11 protein-coding genes are annotated in these 14862 nt (G+C 68.3%); 1 reads left to right on the top strand and 10 read right to left on the bottom strand.

The window, feature by feature from the left end:
- Positions 1–41 precede the first annotated feature (41 nt).
- The 9 genes from ACEN9O_RS12340 to ACEN9O_RS12300 all read right to left on the bottom strand — a co-directional run bounded on the left by ACEN9O_RS12340 (position 42) and on the right by ACEN9O_RS12300 (position 10844).
- Positions 42–1208 (bottom strand): aminotransferase class I/II-fold pyridoxal phosphate-dependent enzyme, encoded by a 1167-nt coding sequence (locus ACEN9O_RS12340; RefSeq protein WP_495617822.1) that lies wholly within the window; start codon positions 1206–1208, stop codon positions 42–44.
- A 90-nt stretch (positions 1209–1298) separates the two neighbouring features.
- The gene (locus tag ACEN9O_RS12335; protein ID WP_495617821.1) at positions 1299–2690 is read right to left on the bottom strand and encodes a sensor histidine kinase; all 1392 of its coding nucleotides are present in this window, start codon (positions 2688–2690) and stop codon (positions 1299–1301) included.
- Entirely contained in the window at positions 2687–3406 is a 720-nt protein-coding gene (locus ACEN9O_RS12330; protein ID WP_495617820.1) for a winged helix-turn-helix domain-containing protein, read from the bottom strand. The genes ACEN9O_RS12335 and ACEN9O_RS12330 overlap by 4 nt, the downstream gene beginning before the upstream one ends.
- A 200-nt stretch (positions 3407–3606) precedes the next feature.
- Positions 3607–4731 (bottom strand): glycosyltransferase family 4 protein, encoded by a 1125-nt coding sequence (locus ACEN9O_RS12325; protein ID WP_495617819.1) that lies wholly within the window; start codon positions 4729–4731, stop codon positions 3607–3609.
- A gap of 29 nt (positions 4732–4760) precedes the next feature.
- Positions 4761–5942, bottom strand: a complete 1182-nt coding sequence (locus ACEN9O_RS12320) for a glycosyltransferase family 4 protein (protein WP_495617818.1) — start codon at positions 5940–5942, stop codon at positions 4761–4763.
- Entirely contained in the window at positions 5939–6865 is a 927-nt protein-coding gene (locus ACEN9O_RS12315) for a GDP-mannose 4,6-dehydratase (protein ID WP_495617817.1), read from the bottom strand. The genes ACEN9O_RS12320 and ACEN9O_RS12315 overlap by 4 nt, the downstream gene beginning before the upstream one ends.
- Before the next feature lie 10 nt (positions 6866–6875).
- On the bottom strand, positions 6876–7919 hold the full coding sequence (gene gmd / locus ACEN9O_RS12310; protein WP_495617816.1) for a GDP-mannose 4,6-dehydratase: 1044 nt from the start codon (positions 7917–7919) through the stop codon (positions 6876–6878).
- Positions 7920–8082: 163 nt separating this feature from the next.
- Complete coding sequence (locus ACEN9O_RS12305; protein WP_495617815.1) at positions 8083–8244, bottom strand: hypothetical protein; 162 nt, start codon at positions 8242–8244, stop codon at positions 8083–8085.
- A gap of 281 nt (positions 8245–8525) precedes the next feature.
- On the bottom strand, positions 8526–10844 hold the full coding sequence (locus tag ACEN9O_RS12300) for an NADP-dependent malic enzyme (protein ID WP_495617814.1): 2319 nt from the start codon (positions 10842–10844) through the stop codon (positions 8526–8528).
- Between the two features lie 300 nt (positions 10845–11144).
- On the opposite strand from ACEN9O_RS12300, the gene thiL reads away from it, so the two are divergent.
- Positions 11145–12113, top strand: a complete 969-nt coding sequence (thiL, locus tag ACEN9O_RS12295) for a thiamine-phosphate kinase (protein ID WP_495617813.1) — start codon at positions 11145–11147, stop codon at positions 12111–12113.
- Here thiL and ACEN9O_RS12290 read toward each other — a convergent pair.
- Positions 12098–14704: an EAL domain-containing protein gene (locus ACEN9O_RS12290; protein ID WP_495617812.1), complete on the bottom strand. Its 2607-nt coding sequence runs from the start codon at positions 14702–14704 to the stop codon at positions 12098–12100. The genes thiL and ACEN9O_RS12290 overlap by 16 nt on opposite strands.
- Positions 14705–14862 lie beyond the last annotated feature (158 nt).

The following is a 14862-nucleotide window of genomic DNA, read 5'->3' as shown; positions in this document are numbered from 1 at the left end:
AGGCGGTGCATGGATACCCGCCTGCGCGGGCATGACGAGGCTCAGGCCAGGCGCGCCATCACGCCCACCACGTGCTCGATCTGCGCGCCGGTATGGCCGGCGCTCATCGTGAAGCGCAGCCGCGCCTGGCCCACCGGCGCCGCCGGAAACTGCACCGCGTCGACGTGGATGCCTTCCTTGCGCAGCGCGATGGCGTAGCGCTGGCAGGTCTCGGCCTCGCCGATCAGCACCGGCAGCACCGGCGTCTGGGTCGACAGGAAGGTGTAGCCCAGCGCCTCCATCCGCTCGATGAAATAACGCTGGTTGTCCCACAGGCGCTGGCGCCGCTGCGGCTCCTCCCGCTGCAGGTCCAGCGCCGCCAGCAGCGCGGCCGCCTGGCCCGGCGGCGGCGGGCAGGAATAGCCGTAGGCCGAGCTGGTCAGGCGGATCACGTCCGCCACCTCGCGCTCCACGGCAACAAAGCCGCCCAGCGCGCCCAGCGCCTTGCTCAGGGTACCCATCTGCATGATGCACGGGCTATAGCAGCCGAAATGCTCGGACGTGCCGCCGCCGCTGGCGCCCAGCACGCCGGTGGCGTGGGCGTCGTCGAGGTAGAGCAGCGCGCCGTAGCGCTCGGCCAGCGCCACCAGCTGCGGCAGCGGCGCGATCGTGCCCTCCATGCCGAACACGCCGTCGCTGACGACGATCGGCGTGCTGCCGTCCGCCGCCCCCGCCTGCAGCAGCGATTCCAGGTGGTCCATGTCGCGGTGGCGGTAGTTGTAGCGCAGCGCGCCCGACATCTGGATGCCTTCGCGGATGCTGACGTGGTTGTACTCGTCCGAGTAGTAGGCGTACTTGTGGCGCTTGCGGGCGCGGTAGCCGTGCAGGCGCGCCAGCGTGGCCGCCTTGACGATGGACGACAGCACGCCGATATTGGCCATGTAGCCGGTGACGAACAGCACCGCGTCGTCCTTGCGCTTGAGGGCGCCGAGCCGCGCCTCCAGCGTGCGGTAGATGTCGGGCTCGCCGCCCGGCAGGCGCGACGCGCTGTGGCCCACGCCGTAGCGGTCCAGCCCGTCCTTGGCGGCCGCCACCAGGCGCGGATGGTTGGCCAGCGCCAGGTAGTCGTTGGTGCTGAACGACACCACGTCCTGCGCGCCGCGGGCCTGGGCGGCCGGGTGGACCGGGTGGTGCCTGAGCCAGTCGGCGATGTCGCGTAAGTCGTGCATGGGGAAGCCAGCCTGAGATGGTAACCCTCCATGCTAGCGTCCGCCGGCTTACCGCAGGCTTGCGGCCGCATTACCGATCGGATAGCAGCGCTAGGACGGCGCCAGCGGCAGCAGGATGCGCGCCACCAGGCCGGGCGCGCCGTCCTCCAGCAGCAGCTCGCCGCCGTGCGCCAAGGCGGTGGCGCTGACGATGGCCAGCCCCAGGCCGTTGCCCGGCAGGTGGCGGCTGCCGTCCAGGCGGTAGAAGCGCTGCGTCACCCTGGCGCGCTCGGCCGCCGGGATGCCGGGGCCGTTGTCGTGCACCGCGATCGAGGCCAGGCCGCCGTGGAACAGGCCGGCGCGCACATGGATGGCGTGGCCCGGCCCGGCGTACTTGATGGCGTTGTCCAGCAGGCTGGCGACGGCGCTGGCCAGCAGGTTGCGGTCGCCGTCCACGTACAGGTGTTCGGGCGCGTCCACCGTCAGGGTCACGCCGCCGTCCTCGGCGCTGGCCTCGTACATCTCGCCGATGTCGGTGGCGATGTGGCCCAGGTCGAGCCGCTCGAACAGCCGGCTGCGCATGCCCGACTCTGCCTCGGCGATCTGCAGCAGGCGCTCGAACAGCCGTATCAGCTCGTCGATGCCCTCGATGGCGTCGTGCGCCGCGCTGGACAGGCGCGGCACCGTGGCCTCGTGCCGCAGCGCCTCGTCGAGCTTGCTGCGCACGCGGCCCAGCGGCGTGCGCAGGTCGTGGGCGATGGCGTCCGAGACGTGGCGGATGCCGTCCATCAGCAGCTCGATGCGGTCCAGCATGCGGTTGATGTCGCGCCCCAGCAGCGCGAACTCGTCGCGCCCGCTGACCGGGATGCGCGAGCTGAGGTCGCCCGCCTCGATGTGGGCGGCGGTGCGGCGTATGGTGCCCAGGCGCCGCTCCACCACGCGCCGGAACAGCAGCGCGCCGGCCACCGTCAGCGCCAGCGAGACGCCGGCGCCGGCCAGCAGCGCGTGCCAGACCACGGCGCGCACCGCCTCCTGCTCGCTCAGGTCGCGCCCGACGATCAGCACGCCGCCGCCGTCCAGCGGACGCTGGTACAGCCGCGCCGGCGCCCGGTGGCCGCCGCGCATGACCACGGTGCTGACCAGGGCGGCGCCGTCGTCGCCGGCGTCGGCCGGCGGCAGGCCGGTGGCCGTCCGCGGCCAGCTGCCCAGGTTGCCGGCCAGCGGCTTGCCGCCGGCCGCCAGCAGCTGGAAGATTTCGCGGTCGCTGTCGATGCCGTCGTCCAGCAGGCGCCGCACCTCGGCCAGCAGCGCGCCGGGGGCCTGGCCGGCGGCGTGGGCCAGCAGGCGGTCCGACTGGGCGACGATGCGGCCGTCGATATCGCGGTCCAGCACGCCCACCGTGCCGCGGTAGAACACCGCCGACACCAGCACGATGGACACCATGCCCAGCAGGCCGTAGCCCAGCAGCAGCCTGGCGGCGATCGAGGCGCGCAGCGTGATCACGCCGGGCCGCCCCCGGCCGGCGGCCCGGCGTCCTCGGGCGGGGTCGGCCCCATGCGGTAGCCGACGCCGCGCAGGGTGTGGATCAGCATGACGGGGAAATCCTTGTCGACCTTGGCGCGCAGGCGGCTGATCTGGACGTCGATCACATTGGTCTGCGGGTCGAAATGGTAGTCCCACACCGATTCCAGCAGCATGGTGCGGGTCACCACCTGGTTGACGTTGCGCATCAGGTATTCCAGCAGCCGGTACTCGCGCGGCTGCAGCGTGATGGCCTTGGCGCCGCGCGTCACGCGCAGCGTGCGCAGGTCCAGCCTGAGGTCGGCCACCTGCAGCTGCGAGCTGTCGGCGCCCGGCGCACTGCGCCGCTGCAGCGCCTCGATGCGCGCCAGCAGCTCGGAAAAGGCGAACGGCTTGGACAGGTAGTCGTCGGCGCCGCCGCGCAGGCCGCTGACGCGGGCGTCGATCGAGGTCAGCGCGCTGACGATGATGACCGGGGTCTGCTTGCCCAGCGCGCGCAGCTTGTCGACGATGGACAGGCCGTCGATGCGGCCCGGCAGCATGCGGTCGAGGATGATGATGTCCCAGTCGTTGCCGACCGCGAGGTCGAGGCCGTCCGGTCCGTTGTCGCAGGAGTGGACCACGTGGCCGGCCTCGCGCAACCCCTTGCAGATGTAGTTCGAGGTGTCGGCTTCGTCTTCAATAACCAGGCAGCGCACGCGGGTTCTCCGGGATTCAGGGATGGTGCGGTATTCTAACCCGGGGCAGGCGGAGCAAGGTGAACTCCCGCCCGGACAACGTCGTTGCGTCGCACAGGGGGTGGCGCCGTCTTGGCAGCGTCATCTATGAGGACCGTCGGCGGGGCGCGGAGTTCGACCGCCATGATAGCCGCGCGCGCGCGCCGGGTACTTGCGCCAGATCAAGCCGCGCGCCGGCGGCCGGCCAGCTCGCGGTACAGCGCGTGGTAGTTGCGCGCCATGGTCTCGGCGGTGAACAGTTCCCAGTAGCGCGCCTCGGCGCGCCGGCCCATGGCGGCGGCGCGCTCGGGCTGCTCCCACAGCGTGCGCATGGCCGCGCCGAAGGCCCCCGGATCGTCGGGCGGCACCACCAGCCCGGTCTCCTGGTCGATATTGATGTAGGTGGTGCCGGTGCCGATCTCGCTGGAGATCATCGGCTTGCCGTACATCGCCCCCTCCAGCAGCGAGATGCCGAACGCCTCCGAGCGCAGGTGCGAGGGGAACACCATGGCGTAGCACAGCTCCAGCAGCGCCACCTTGTCGAGCTCCTCCACCGCGCCGACAAACATCACATGCGTCAGGCCGAGGCGCTGCGCGTGCTGCTTGAGCTCCTGCTCGATCGGGCCGGCGCCGACGATCACCACCGGGTAGTCCAGCTCGGCCATGGCGTCGAGCAGGATGTGCAGGCCCTTGTAGTAGCGCAGCACGCCGACGAACAGGAAGAAGCGCTCGCCGCAGCGGGCGCGCCACTGGTCCTTGAGCGCCTCGGACGGATGCGGATAGATGGTCTTGTCCAGGCCGTAGGTGATGGTGCGGGTCTTGTGCTCGAAGCGCTTGAGCACCGGCGACGAGGCCAGGTAGTTGGGCGAGGTGGCGACGATGGTGTCGATGCTGCCCAGGAAGCGGCGCTTGAGCGGGCCGTACACGCGCAGCAGGTTTTTCTGGCGCACGATGTCGGAGTGGTAGGTCACCACGCTCGGCTTGTCGATGCGCGCCATGAAGTGGGCCAGGTCCATGAACGGCCACGGGAAGTGGTAGTGGATCACGTCGGCCTCGCGCGCCAGGCGCGCCAGCTGGCGGATGGCGGCGAACGAGAAGCCGGTGGAGGCGATCTCGAAATCGAGCGGCATGCGGTGCACGGTGTGGCCTTCGAACTCGATCCGGTCCGGGCCGCGGTCGCGCGTCAGGGTCAGCACCTCGTTGCTGACGCCAAGGCGGCCGGTGCCCACGCACAGCTGGCGTATCACCTGCTCGATGCCGCCCCAGGTGTCGGGGTAGTAGGTCTTGTAGAAATGGAGGACGCGCATGGCAGCTTGTGTGGAACTTCAGTGATGCTTCAATTGGAGAGGACCTGGCGGTACACGGCGACGGTGCGGCGCGCCGCCGCCTCCCAGGTCAGTTCGAGCGCGCGGCGGCGGCCGGCGGCGATGCAGCGCTGGCGCAGCGCGTCGTCGCGCGCCAGCGTGGTCATCGCGGCGGTGATCTCCGGCACCGACAGCGGATCGAATTCCAGCGCCGCGCCCTGCGCCACTTCCGGCAGCGAGGTGGCGTTGGAGGTGGCCACCGGCACGCCGCTGGCGAAGGCCTCCACCAGCGGCAGGCCGAAGCCCTCGTGCAGCGACGGGAAGATGAAGGCGCCGGCGCCGGCGTACAGGTGGTGCAGCTCGGCGTCGTCGGTCAGCGCGCTGAGCCAGATGACGTTCTCGCCGCGCTGGCCGGCAGCCTTGATCTGCGCCACCAGCTCGTCGCTGAGCCAGCCGGGCGCGCCGACGATCACCAGCTGGCGCGCGGCGCGCAGCACCGGCGGCAGGGCCAGGTAGGCCTCCAGCAGGCGGCCGACGTTCTTGCGCGGCTGCAGCGTGCCGACAAACAGGAAGTAGCCGGCGTTGAGGCCGTAGCGCGCCAGCGTGGCGTCGCGCGCCTCGGCCGCCGGCGCCTCGAACCATTCGGGACGCACGCCGTGGTGCACCACGCTGATCTTGCGCTGGTCGACGCCGAAGTGTTCGACCAGCTCGCGGATCGAGTAGTGCGAACCGGTGATCACGTGCTGCGCGCGGCGCGCGGCCTGCACCTGCAGCCAGTTCTTCAGGCCGCGCAGGCGCGGCTTGCACCACTCGGGGTGGGCGATCGGCACGGCGTCGTGCAGCGTCGCCACCACCGGGCAATCCATGCGCACGATGCGGTAGTCGGTGGCGTGGAACAGGTCCAGCGGCGGCGCGTCCTGGTCCGCCAGGCGGCTGACGTTCATGTGCACCGACGACGGCAGCAGCAGGTTGCCCAGCGTCGCCAGCGGGAACGACAGCGGCAGCGCGCGGCCCACCGTCAGATGCCCGGCGGCGCCCGGCGCGGGGAAGGAAAACGGCAGCACCTCGGCGCCGGCCTGCGGCAGGTGCTCGAGCAGCGCGCGGCTGTACACGCCCATGCCGTCGAGCCGGCCGCCGGTCAGCGCCGGTTCGGCGGTGGTGGTGGACAGGCCCACGCGCAGCGCGCGCGCGGCCGTCGTTGGCGCCGCGCTCACGCCGTGTACATCCAGCGCAGCGTGTCGGCCAGCGGCACCGGCGCCAGCGGGCCGATCACGGACTGCAGGCGGCGGTTGTCGCCGACCAGGCGCACCACTTCATTGGCGCGCACGAAGGCCGGGTTGACGTGGACGTTGATGCGGTAGCCGGCGATGTCGGCCATCATGTCCAGCGCCTCGCCCAGCGAATACGCCTGGCCGGAGCAGATGTTGAAGGTCTGGCCGGCGGCGGCGGGGCCGGCCGCCAGCAGGCGGCGGTAGCTGCGCGCCACCATGCGCACGTCGGAAAAGTCGCGCCACACGTGCAGGTTGCCCAGCTCGATGTCGGCGGCGCGGCGGCGGAAGTGGCCGACGATCTTCGGCAGCAGGAAGTTCTCGTGCTGGCCGACGCCGGTGTAGTTCAGGGGACGCACCACGATCAGCGGCAGCTTGTCCCGCCACAGGCGCGCCATGTATTCCATGGCCAGCTTGCTGACGGCGTAGTCGTTGGCCGGCGCGGCCGGCACGTCCTCGCCGATCACGCCGACGTCGGTGTTGCCGTAGATGTTGGCGCTGGAGGCCAGCAGCACGGCCGACGGCTGGTGGTCGCCGGCGGCCAGCGCTTCGAGCAGGTTGCGGGTGCCGACCACGTTGACGCGGTAGATCTGTTCGACGTCGCCGTGGCCGACGAAGGCGATGCCGGCCAGATGGACCACCACGTCCGGGCGCACCTGGGCCACCACGGCGGCCAGGCCGGCGCGGTCGTTCAGGTCGACGGCGAACTGGCGCTCGCCGGGCGCGTGGCCGGGCGTGATGGTGCCGTACACCTCGTAGCCGGCGGCGGCCAGCTCCTGTTCGACATAGCAGCCGGTGAAGCCGGACAGCCCGGTGACCAGGGCGCGCAGACCGACACCTTCGGCGCCCTCCATGCCTTCAGCAGCCATGGTCGTCGCCTTAGAAGGAGAAGCCGGCTTTGTTGCGGCGCAGGTCGGCCTCGACCATCATCTGGCACAGCTGCTCCAGCGTGGTCTTGGGCTTCCAGCCCAGTTCCTTTTCCGCCTTGGCCGGATCGCCGATCAGCAGCTCCACCTCGGCCGGACGGTAGAACTTGGGATTGACGCGCACCAGCACCTTGCCGGTTTTCTTGCAGGTGCCGATTTCGTGGTCGGCCTCGCCGCTCCAGGCCAGCGCCACGTCGACCGCCTTGAACGCCATGCTGACGAAGTCGCGCACGGTCTCGGTGCGGTTGGTGGCCAGCACATAGGTGTCGGGCTGGTCGGCCTGCAGGATGCGCCACATGCCTTCGACGTATTCCTTGGCGTAGCCCCAGTCGCGCTTGGCGTCCAGGTTGCCCAGTTCCAGCACGTCGAGCTGGCCCAGGTGGATCTTGGCCACCGAGTCGGTGATCTTGCGGGTGACGAACTCGCGGCCGCGCAGCGGCGACTCGTGGTTGAACAGGATGCCGGAGCAGCCGAAGATGCCGTAGGATTCGCGGTAGTTCACGGTCATCCAGTGGGCATACAGCTTGGCCACGCCGTACGGGCTGCGCGGGTAGAACGGGGTGTCTTCCTTCTGCGGCACGGCCTGCACCTTGCCGAACATTTCCGAGGTCGACGCCTGGTAGAAGCGGATCTTCGGATTGACGATTCGGATCGCCTCGAGCAGGTTGACCGGGCCGACGCCGGTGATTTCCGCGGTGGTGACCGGCTGCTCGAAGGAGACGCCGACAAAGCTTTGCGCCGCCAGGTTGTAGACCTCGTCCGGCTGGGCGTTTTGCAGCAGGCGGATGTTGGAGCCGAGGTCGGTCAGGTCGTACTCGACCAGGTTGAGATTCGGATGCGACTGGATGCCCAGTTCTTCGATACGCCAGAAATTCACCGAGCTGGTGCGGCGATAAGTGCCCGTGACCTGATAACCCTTTTCCAGCAGCAATTCAGCCAGATATGCGCCATCCTGGCCGGTAATGCCCGTAATCAGGGCTCTTTTTGTTTTATTCATGGTGAATAGCAATCCAAATCATGGGTGACTTTACAACCCGGTATTGTAACAGAGCGCCTGAGTTGCACTTCTCACCAATTATGTCAATTACATCTTGTTACCGGCGGCCGCAGGGACCACTCAATTTCATTGAATTGGCAGCAATAAAAAGGCTGCGAAGGCGTTAATCCGGCGCGCGCAGAAAACGGTCCACGGTCTCGCGGATCTGGCCGTCGCGCTTCATGGCCCTGATGACGGCATTGAATTTGCGGATGAAGTCGTCGCGGTAGGGGAAGCGCGCGCTGTCGCGGGTGGTGAAGCCCAGGTAATCTTGCTCGGCGTTCAACTCGGCCACCTCGGTCAGGGTCGCTGGCGCCGGCGGTGGGAGCGGCGAGCATGACCAGACACCCCATCAGCAGGCATGCTCCCAGCGAAGGTGGCAAGGCGAGATAGCGCTGCATGAGGACTGATTATCGCCGCGTGATTTTTTACGGCAAGCAGTCTGTATCTGCAGCAGGTGTTGCGTTTAAAACATTGGGGTCAAGTCTGACATTCGGACACGAGCACAACCGTAGCAGGGCGTTACGGTTGTGCTCGTGTCCGAATGTCAGACTTGACCCCAGGGGGTTAGACTTTGCGCTGGGCCACCGCGTCGACCACGCACAGCGCGGTCATGTTGACGATGCGGCGCACCGTGGCCGACGGCGTCAGGATGTGCACCGGCTTGGCGCAACCCAGCAGGATCGGGCCGACCGCGATGCCGTTGCCGGCCGCCGTCTTGACCAGGTTGTAGGCGATGTTGGCGGCGTCGATGTTCGGCATCACCAGCAGGTTGGCGTCGCCCGTCAGCGTGGTGCCCGGCATCATCGAGTTGCGCAGCTTGGCGTCGAGCGCGGTATCGCCGTGCATTTCGCCGTCCACTTCCAGCGTCGGATCCATCTGCCTGACCAGCTCCAGCGCGGCACGCATCTTCTGCGCCGATTCGCTGTTGGACGAGCCGAAGTTGGAGTGCGACAGCAGCGCCGCGCGCGGCGACAGGCCGAAACGGCGCATCTCTTCGGCCGCCATCACGGTGATCGCGGCCAGCTCCTTGGCGTTGGGATTCTCGTTGACGTGGGTGTCGACCATCACCAGCTGGCGCTCAGGCATGATCAGCACGTTCATCGCGGCGTACACGCAGGCGCCGTCGCGCTTGCCCAGCACCTGGTCGATGTAGTGCAGGTGTAGCTGGGTGGTGCCGAAGGTGCCGCAGATCATGCCGTCGGCGTCGCCCTTCTTGATCATCATGGCGCCGATCAGCGAGTGGCGGCGGCGCATTTCCAGCTTGGCGTACTCCTGCGTGACGCCCTTGCGCGCGGTCAGCTCGTAGTAGGCCTGCCAGTATTCGCGGTAGCGCTCGTCGTGGTCCGGGTTGATGACGTCGAAGTCCACGCCCTGCTTGAGGCGCAGGCCGAACTTGGTGATGCGCGTTTCCAGCACGGCCGGACGGCCCACCAGGATGGGACGCGCCAGCTTTTCGTCGACGATCACCTGCACCGCGCGCAGGATGCGCTCTTCCTCGCCCTCGGCGTAGACAATGCGCTTGAGCTCGGAGGCGGTCTTCTTGGCCACCTGGAACAGCGGCTTCATGAAGGTGCCGCTGCGGTAGACAAATTGCTGCAGGCTGTCGGCGTAGGCTTGCAGGTCCTTGATCGGACGGGTGGCGACGCCGGAATCCTCGGCCGCCTTGGCCACGGCCGGGGCGATCTTGATCAAGAGGCGCGGGTCGAACGGCATCGGGATCAGGTACTCGGGACCGAAGGACAGGCTGCTGAAGCCGTAGGTGGTGGCGACGATGTCGGACTGCTCGGCGTGGGCCAGCTCGGCGATCGCGTGCACCACGGCGATTTCCATTTCGCGCGTGATGGTGGTGGCGCCGCAGTCGAGCGCGCCGCGGAAGATGTAGGGGAAGCACAGCACGTTGTTGACCTGGTTCGGATAGTCCGAGCGGCCGGTGCAGATGATGGCGTCGCCGCGCACGGCCTTGACGTCCTCCGGCAGGATCTCCGGATTCGGATTGGCCAGCGCCAGGATCAGCGGGTTGGGCGCCATGGCCTTGACCATTTCCTGCTTGAGCACGCCGCCGGCCGACAGGCCGAGGAAGATGTCGGCGTCGCTGATGACTTCGGCCAGGGTGCGGGCCGTGGTGTCGCGCGCGAAGCGTTCCTTGTCCGGGTCCATCAGCTCGGTGCGGCCCTTGTAGACCACGCCGGCCAGGTCGGTGACGTAGATGTTTTCCAGCGGGAAGCCGAGGTCGACGATCAGGTCCAGGCAGGCCAGCGCGGCCGCGCCGGCGCCCGACACCACCAGCTTGCAGTTGGCGATGTCCTTGCCGACGTACTGGATGCCGTTCATGATGGCGGCGCCGACGATGATGGCGGTGCCGTGCTGGTCGTCGTGGAAGACCGGGATCTTCATGCGCTCGCGCAGCTGGCGCTCGATGTAGAAGCACTCGGGCGCCTTGATGTCTTCCAGGTTGACGCCGCCGAAGGTCGGCTCCAGCGAGGCGATGATGTCGACCAGCTTGTCCGGGTCCAGCTCGTTGATCTCGATGTCGAACACGTCGATGCCGGCGAACTTCTTGAACAGCACGCCCTTGCCTTCCATCACCGGCTTGGCCGCCAGCGGGCCGATATTGCCCAGGCCCAGCACGGCGGTGCCGTTGGTGATGACGGCCACCAGGTTGCCGCGCGCCGTGTACTTATAGGCGTTGGCCGGATCGATGACGATTTCCTCGCACGGCGCGGCCACGCCCGGCGAGTAGGCCAGCGCCAGGTCGCGCTGGTTGGTCAGTTGCTTGGTCGGCGTGACGCTGATCTTGCCGGGCGTCGGGCACTCGTGGTATTCGAGCGCCGCGAGGCGCAATTGTTGACGAAGTTCTTCTTTTTTATCAGATGACGAATCCATGCTGTGCGGCCTTCCTGTTTGTACTGTCGGAAAGCTTCCGATTTTATCAGACCAATTCTTTCAATTAAGTAGGTATTTTCACCAACAGCTATGACGGATATCAGCATTATTTATGATTCGTGGCAACTAAAACCGAATTTTTGACGTTTTTAGCGGAATTAACCTATCAATTGCTCCAATATGATCAATTTTCGGCACCTATCAGTATTTTGTATCAACTGATGAAATTTAATTGAAAATGACAATTACCGCGGGCTGCGGCGGGCCGCCGGCCGGGCCGGTCTTCAGTACAATAGAGCAATGCTCTCAGAATTCGACCTCATCCAGGAATACTTCCAGCGCCCGCAACACGCCACCCGCGCCACGCTCGGCATCGGCGACGATTGCGCGCTGCTCACCCCCACGCCCGGCATGCAGACGGCCATCTCGTCCGACATGCTGGTCGAGGGCCGCCACTTCTTTGCCGGCGAGGACGCGGCCCGGCTCGGCCACAAGGCGCTGGCGGTCAACCTGTCGGACCTGGCGGCGATGGGCGCGCGCCCGGTCGCCTTCACCCTCGCGCTGGCGCTGCCGTCGGCCGAGCGCGACTGGCTGGCCGGCTTTTCCAGGGGCCTGTTCGCGCTGGCCGACGCCTACAACATCGAACTGATAGGCGGCGACACCACCAAGGGCCCGCTCAACATCTGCATCACCGTGTTCGGCGAGGTGCGGCCGGGCCAGGCGCTGCGGCGCGGCGCGGCGCAGCCGGACGACGATATCTGGATCTCCGGCACCCTGGGCGACGCCCGCCTGGCGCTGGCCGGCTACCGGCTGGAGCAGACCATGGACGCGGCCAGCCTGCTGGCGGCCGCGGTGCGCATGCACACGCCGACGCCGCGCGTGGCGCTGGGCATGCTGCTGGCCGAACAGGGCATCGCGCGCGCGGCGATCGACATCTCCGACGGCCTGGTGGGCGACCTCGGCCACATCCTCAAGCAATCGCGGACGGGCGCCACGCTGGACGTCGACGCGCTGCCGGCCGGCGCCGTGCTGGCCACGCGCGAGACGGCGCTGCGGCGCGCCTTCGCCGCCGCCGGCGGCGACGACTACGAACTGTGCTTCACCGCGCCGGCCTCGGCGCGCGCGGCGGTGCTGGCGGCGGCCGCCAGCGTGGCCACGCCGGTCACCCGCGTGGGCCGCATCGAGGCCGCGCCCGGCCTGCGCCTGGTGGACGCGGCCGGCGCCCCGCTCGACCTGCAACTGCACAGCTTTGATCACTTCACTTCCTGAAGCGCGGTGATGTCCTCGCCCGGCTGCCCCACGCGGCGGCCGCTGCCGTGCATCAGCCAGTAGTGGTGGAAGGCCAGGCGGATGTTGTCGCGCAGCTGGGTGTCGTCCCACGGCTTGGTGTAGAAGCGGTAGATGGCGCCGCGGTTGATCGAATCGAGCACCGCGTCCAGCCCGGTGTAGCCAGACAGGATGATGCGTATGGTCTCCGGGTACATCTCCTTGACCTTGCTGAGGAACTCGGTGCCGCTCATGCCCTGCATGCGCTGGTCGCACACGATCACCTGCACCGCGTGCAGCGCCAGCAGCTCGAAGCCCTCGCCCGGCGTGGCCGCCGTCAGGATCTGGTAGCCGTCGCGGCGGAACAGCCGGTGCAGCGAGGACAGCACGTTGACGTCGTCGTCGACGATCAGCAGGGTCTGCGCCGGCTGGCCGTCCTGCGCCGGGTCCGGCGGCAGGCTGTGGCCGGACAGCACCAGCGCCGCCATCTCGGCCGGCGCCACCGGCCGGCTGAAGAAATAGCCCTGGATCTCGTCGCAGCGGCTGCGCCGCAGGTATTCCAGCTGGGCGCGCGTCTCCACCCCCTCGGCGATCACCCGCAGCTTCAGGCTGTGCGCCATGCTGATGATGGCCTGGGCGATGGCCGCGTCGTTGGGGTTGGTGGTGATGTCGCGCACGAAGGCGATGTCGATCTTCAGCTTGTCGATCGGGAAGCGCTGCAGGTAGGCCAGCGAGGAATAGCCGGTGCCGAAGTCGTCGATCGCCACCTTCAGCCCCAGCGCCTTCAGGTTGGCCAGCACGCTGATGGTGCGCTCGGTGTTGGACATCAGCGCGGTCTCGGTCAGCTCCAGCTCCAGCAGCTCGGGCGGGACGTCGTGGCGCAGCAGCGCGCTGCGCACCGCCAGCTCCAGGTCGCCCTCGACGAACTGGCGGCTGGCGACGTTGACCGCCACCCGCACCGGCCCGACGTCGCTGCGCAGCCAGGCGCCGATCTGGCGGCAGGCGGCGTCGATGATCCAGGCGCCGACCCGCACGATCAGGCCGGTATCCTCCAGCACCGGCACGAACTCGGCCGGAAACACCAGGCCGCAGCCGGGCCGCTGCCAGCGCAGCAGCGCCTCGGCGCCGGCGATCTCGCCGCTGTGCAGGTTGACCTTGGGCTGGTAGTACAGCAGCAGCTCGTTGTGCTCGAGCGCGCGGCGCAGCGCCAGCTCCATGTCCAGCCGCGCCAGCACCTGCACGTTCATGCCGGCGGTGAAGAAGCGGTAGCCGTCGCGCCCGGCCTGCTTGGCGCGCTCCATCGCGGTGTCGGCGTACTTGACCAGGGTGTGCGGATCGGTGGCGTCGTCCGGGTACATGGCGATGCCGATGCTGGCGCTGAGCGCGGCCGGGTGGCCGTCCAGGTCGAACGGCTGGCGCAGCGCCTCGCGCACCTCGTTGGCGGTGTGCACCGCATCCTGCTGGTCGCGCGTCATGGTCAGGATCAGCGCGAACTCGTCGCCGCCCATGCGGCCCACCGTGTCGCGGATGCGCACGCACTGCACCAGCCGGTTGCTGAACTGGCGCAGCAGCTCGTCGCCCAGCGCCGCGCCCAGCGAATCGTTGATGTTCTTGAAGCGGTCCAGCGCGATGAACAGCACCACGATGCGCCAGGATTTTTCCTGCGCCAGCGCGACGGCGTCGGCCAGGGTCTGGAAGAACAGCGTGCGGTTGGGCAGGCCGGTCAGGCTGTCGTAGTGGGCCATGTGCTGCAGCAGCTCCTCGGCATGGCGGCGCTCGCTGATGTCGCGCGCCACGCCCAGCAGGATGGCCGGCTGGCCGGACCGCTGCAGCAGCTGCCAGTACAGCTCCACCGGCACCGCGATCAGGTCGCGCCGCATCAGTTCCAGCTCGATCATCTCGGGCGCGCGCGCCGGGCCGACGGCGGCGGCAAAGGCGGCCAGGCGCTCGGCCTGCTCGCGCAGCGCGGCCGGCGCGCCCAGGCCGATGCGGCTGGCGGTCTGGCCCAGCATCTCGCCGCGCGGATAGCCCAGCATGCGGCAGGCGCCGTCGTTGACGTCGACCAGCTCGGCGCTGGCGGCGTCGAGCAGGAAGATGGCGTCGGCGGTGGCGTCCATGGCGCTGCGGAAGCGCTGCAGCTCGGCGGTGCGCTCGCGCACGGTCTGCTCCAGCAGCGTGTTGTAGCTGCGCGTTTCGCGGTGCAGCAGGCGCACCTCCAGCATGTTGCGGATGCGGGTGAGCACCTCGACCGGGTCGAAGGGCTTGCTGACGAAATCGCGCGCGCCCAGCTCCAGCGCCTTGATCTTGTGGTCGGGCTGGGCGGTGACCACCAGCACCGGCAGCCAGGCCTCGGTCTCCAGCGGCCGGATCGCCTCCATCACGTCGAAGCCGCTCATGTCCGGCATCTGCAGGTCGAGGATGATCAGGTCGTACTGGTGTTCGGCGTGCCAGCCGGCCACCACGCGCGGATCGGTGGTGGAGCTGACCGTGGTGTAGCCGGTGGCGCCGAGCAGGAATTCCAGCAGTTCCACGTTCACCGGCTGATCGTCGACGATCAGGATGCTGGCGTTGAAGATGTCGGTCTGGCTGATCATGAGATGCGCCTCCGTAAGGTCCTCGGGGAGCCGGCGTGATGGCCGGTTCGGACCGCTTACTACTACCAAGCAAGCTTAACAGTTTGCCCAATTGGCGGCGCACGGCTGCGATGTCTGGGCAGCGGCGACCGGGCTATCCTTTGAGTGTACGCAAGTTC

The sequence above is a fragment of the Duganella sp. Dugasp78 genome, from assembly GCF_059491455.1.
This window is presented reverse-complemented; position numbering and strand designations above follow the sequence as displayed.

What these genes read in the sequence shown, in the direction of transcription:
- gmd (WP_495617816.1), bottom strand. Translation starts at nt 7,919, where the DNA reads ATGAATAAAACAAAAAGAGCCCTGATTACGGGCATTACCGGCCAGGAT.
- ACEN9O_RS12300 (WP_495617814.1), bottom strand. Translation starts at nt 10,844, where the DNA reads ATGGATTCGTCATCTGATAAAAAAGAAGAACTTCGTCAACAATTGCGC.
- ACEN9O_RS12290 (WP_495617812.1), bottom strand. Translation starts at nt 14,704, where the DNA reads ATGATCAGCCAGACCGACATCTTCAACGCCAGCATCCTGATCGTCGAC.
- ACEN9O_RS12325 (WP_495617819.1), bottom strand. Translation starts at nt 4,731, where the DNA reads ATGCGCGTCCTCCATTTCTACAAGACCTACTACCCCGACACCTGGGGC.
- ACEN9O_RS12315 (WP_495617817.1), bottom strand. Translation starts at nt 6,865, where the DNA reads ATGGCTGCTGAAGGCATGGAGGGCGCCGAAGGTGTCGGTCTGCGCGCC.
- ACEN9O_RS12340 (WP_495617822.1), bottom strand. Translation starts at nt 1,208, where the DNA reads ATGCACGACTTACGCGACATCGCCGACTGGCTCAGGCACCACCCGGTC.
- thiL (WP_495617813.1), top strand. Translation starts at nt 11,145, where the DNA reads ATGCTCTCAGAATTCGACCTCATCCAGGAATACTTCCAGCGCCCGCAA.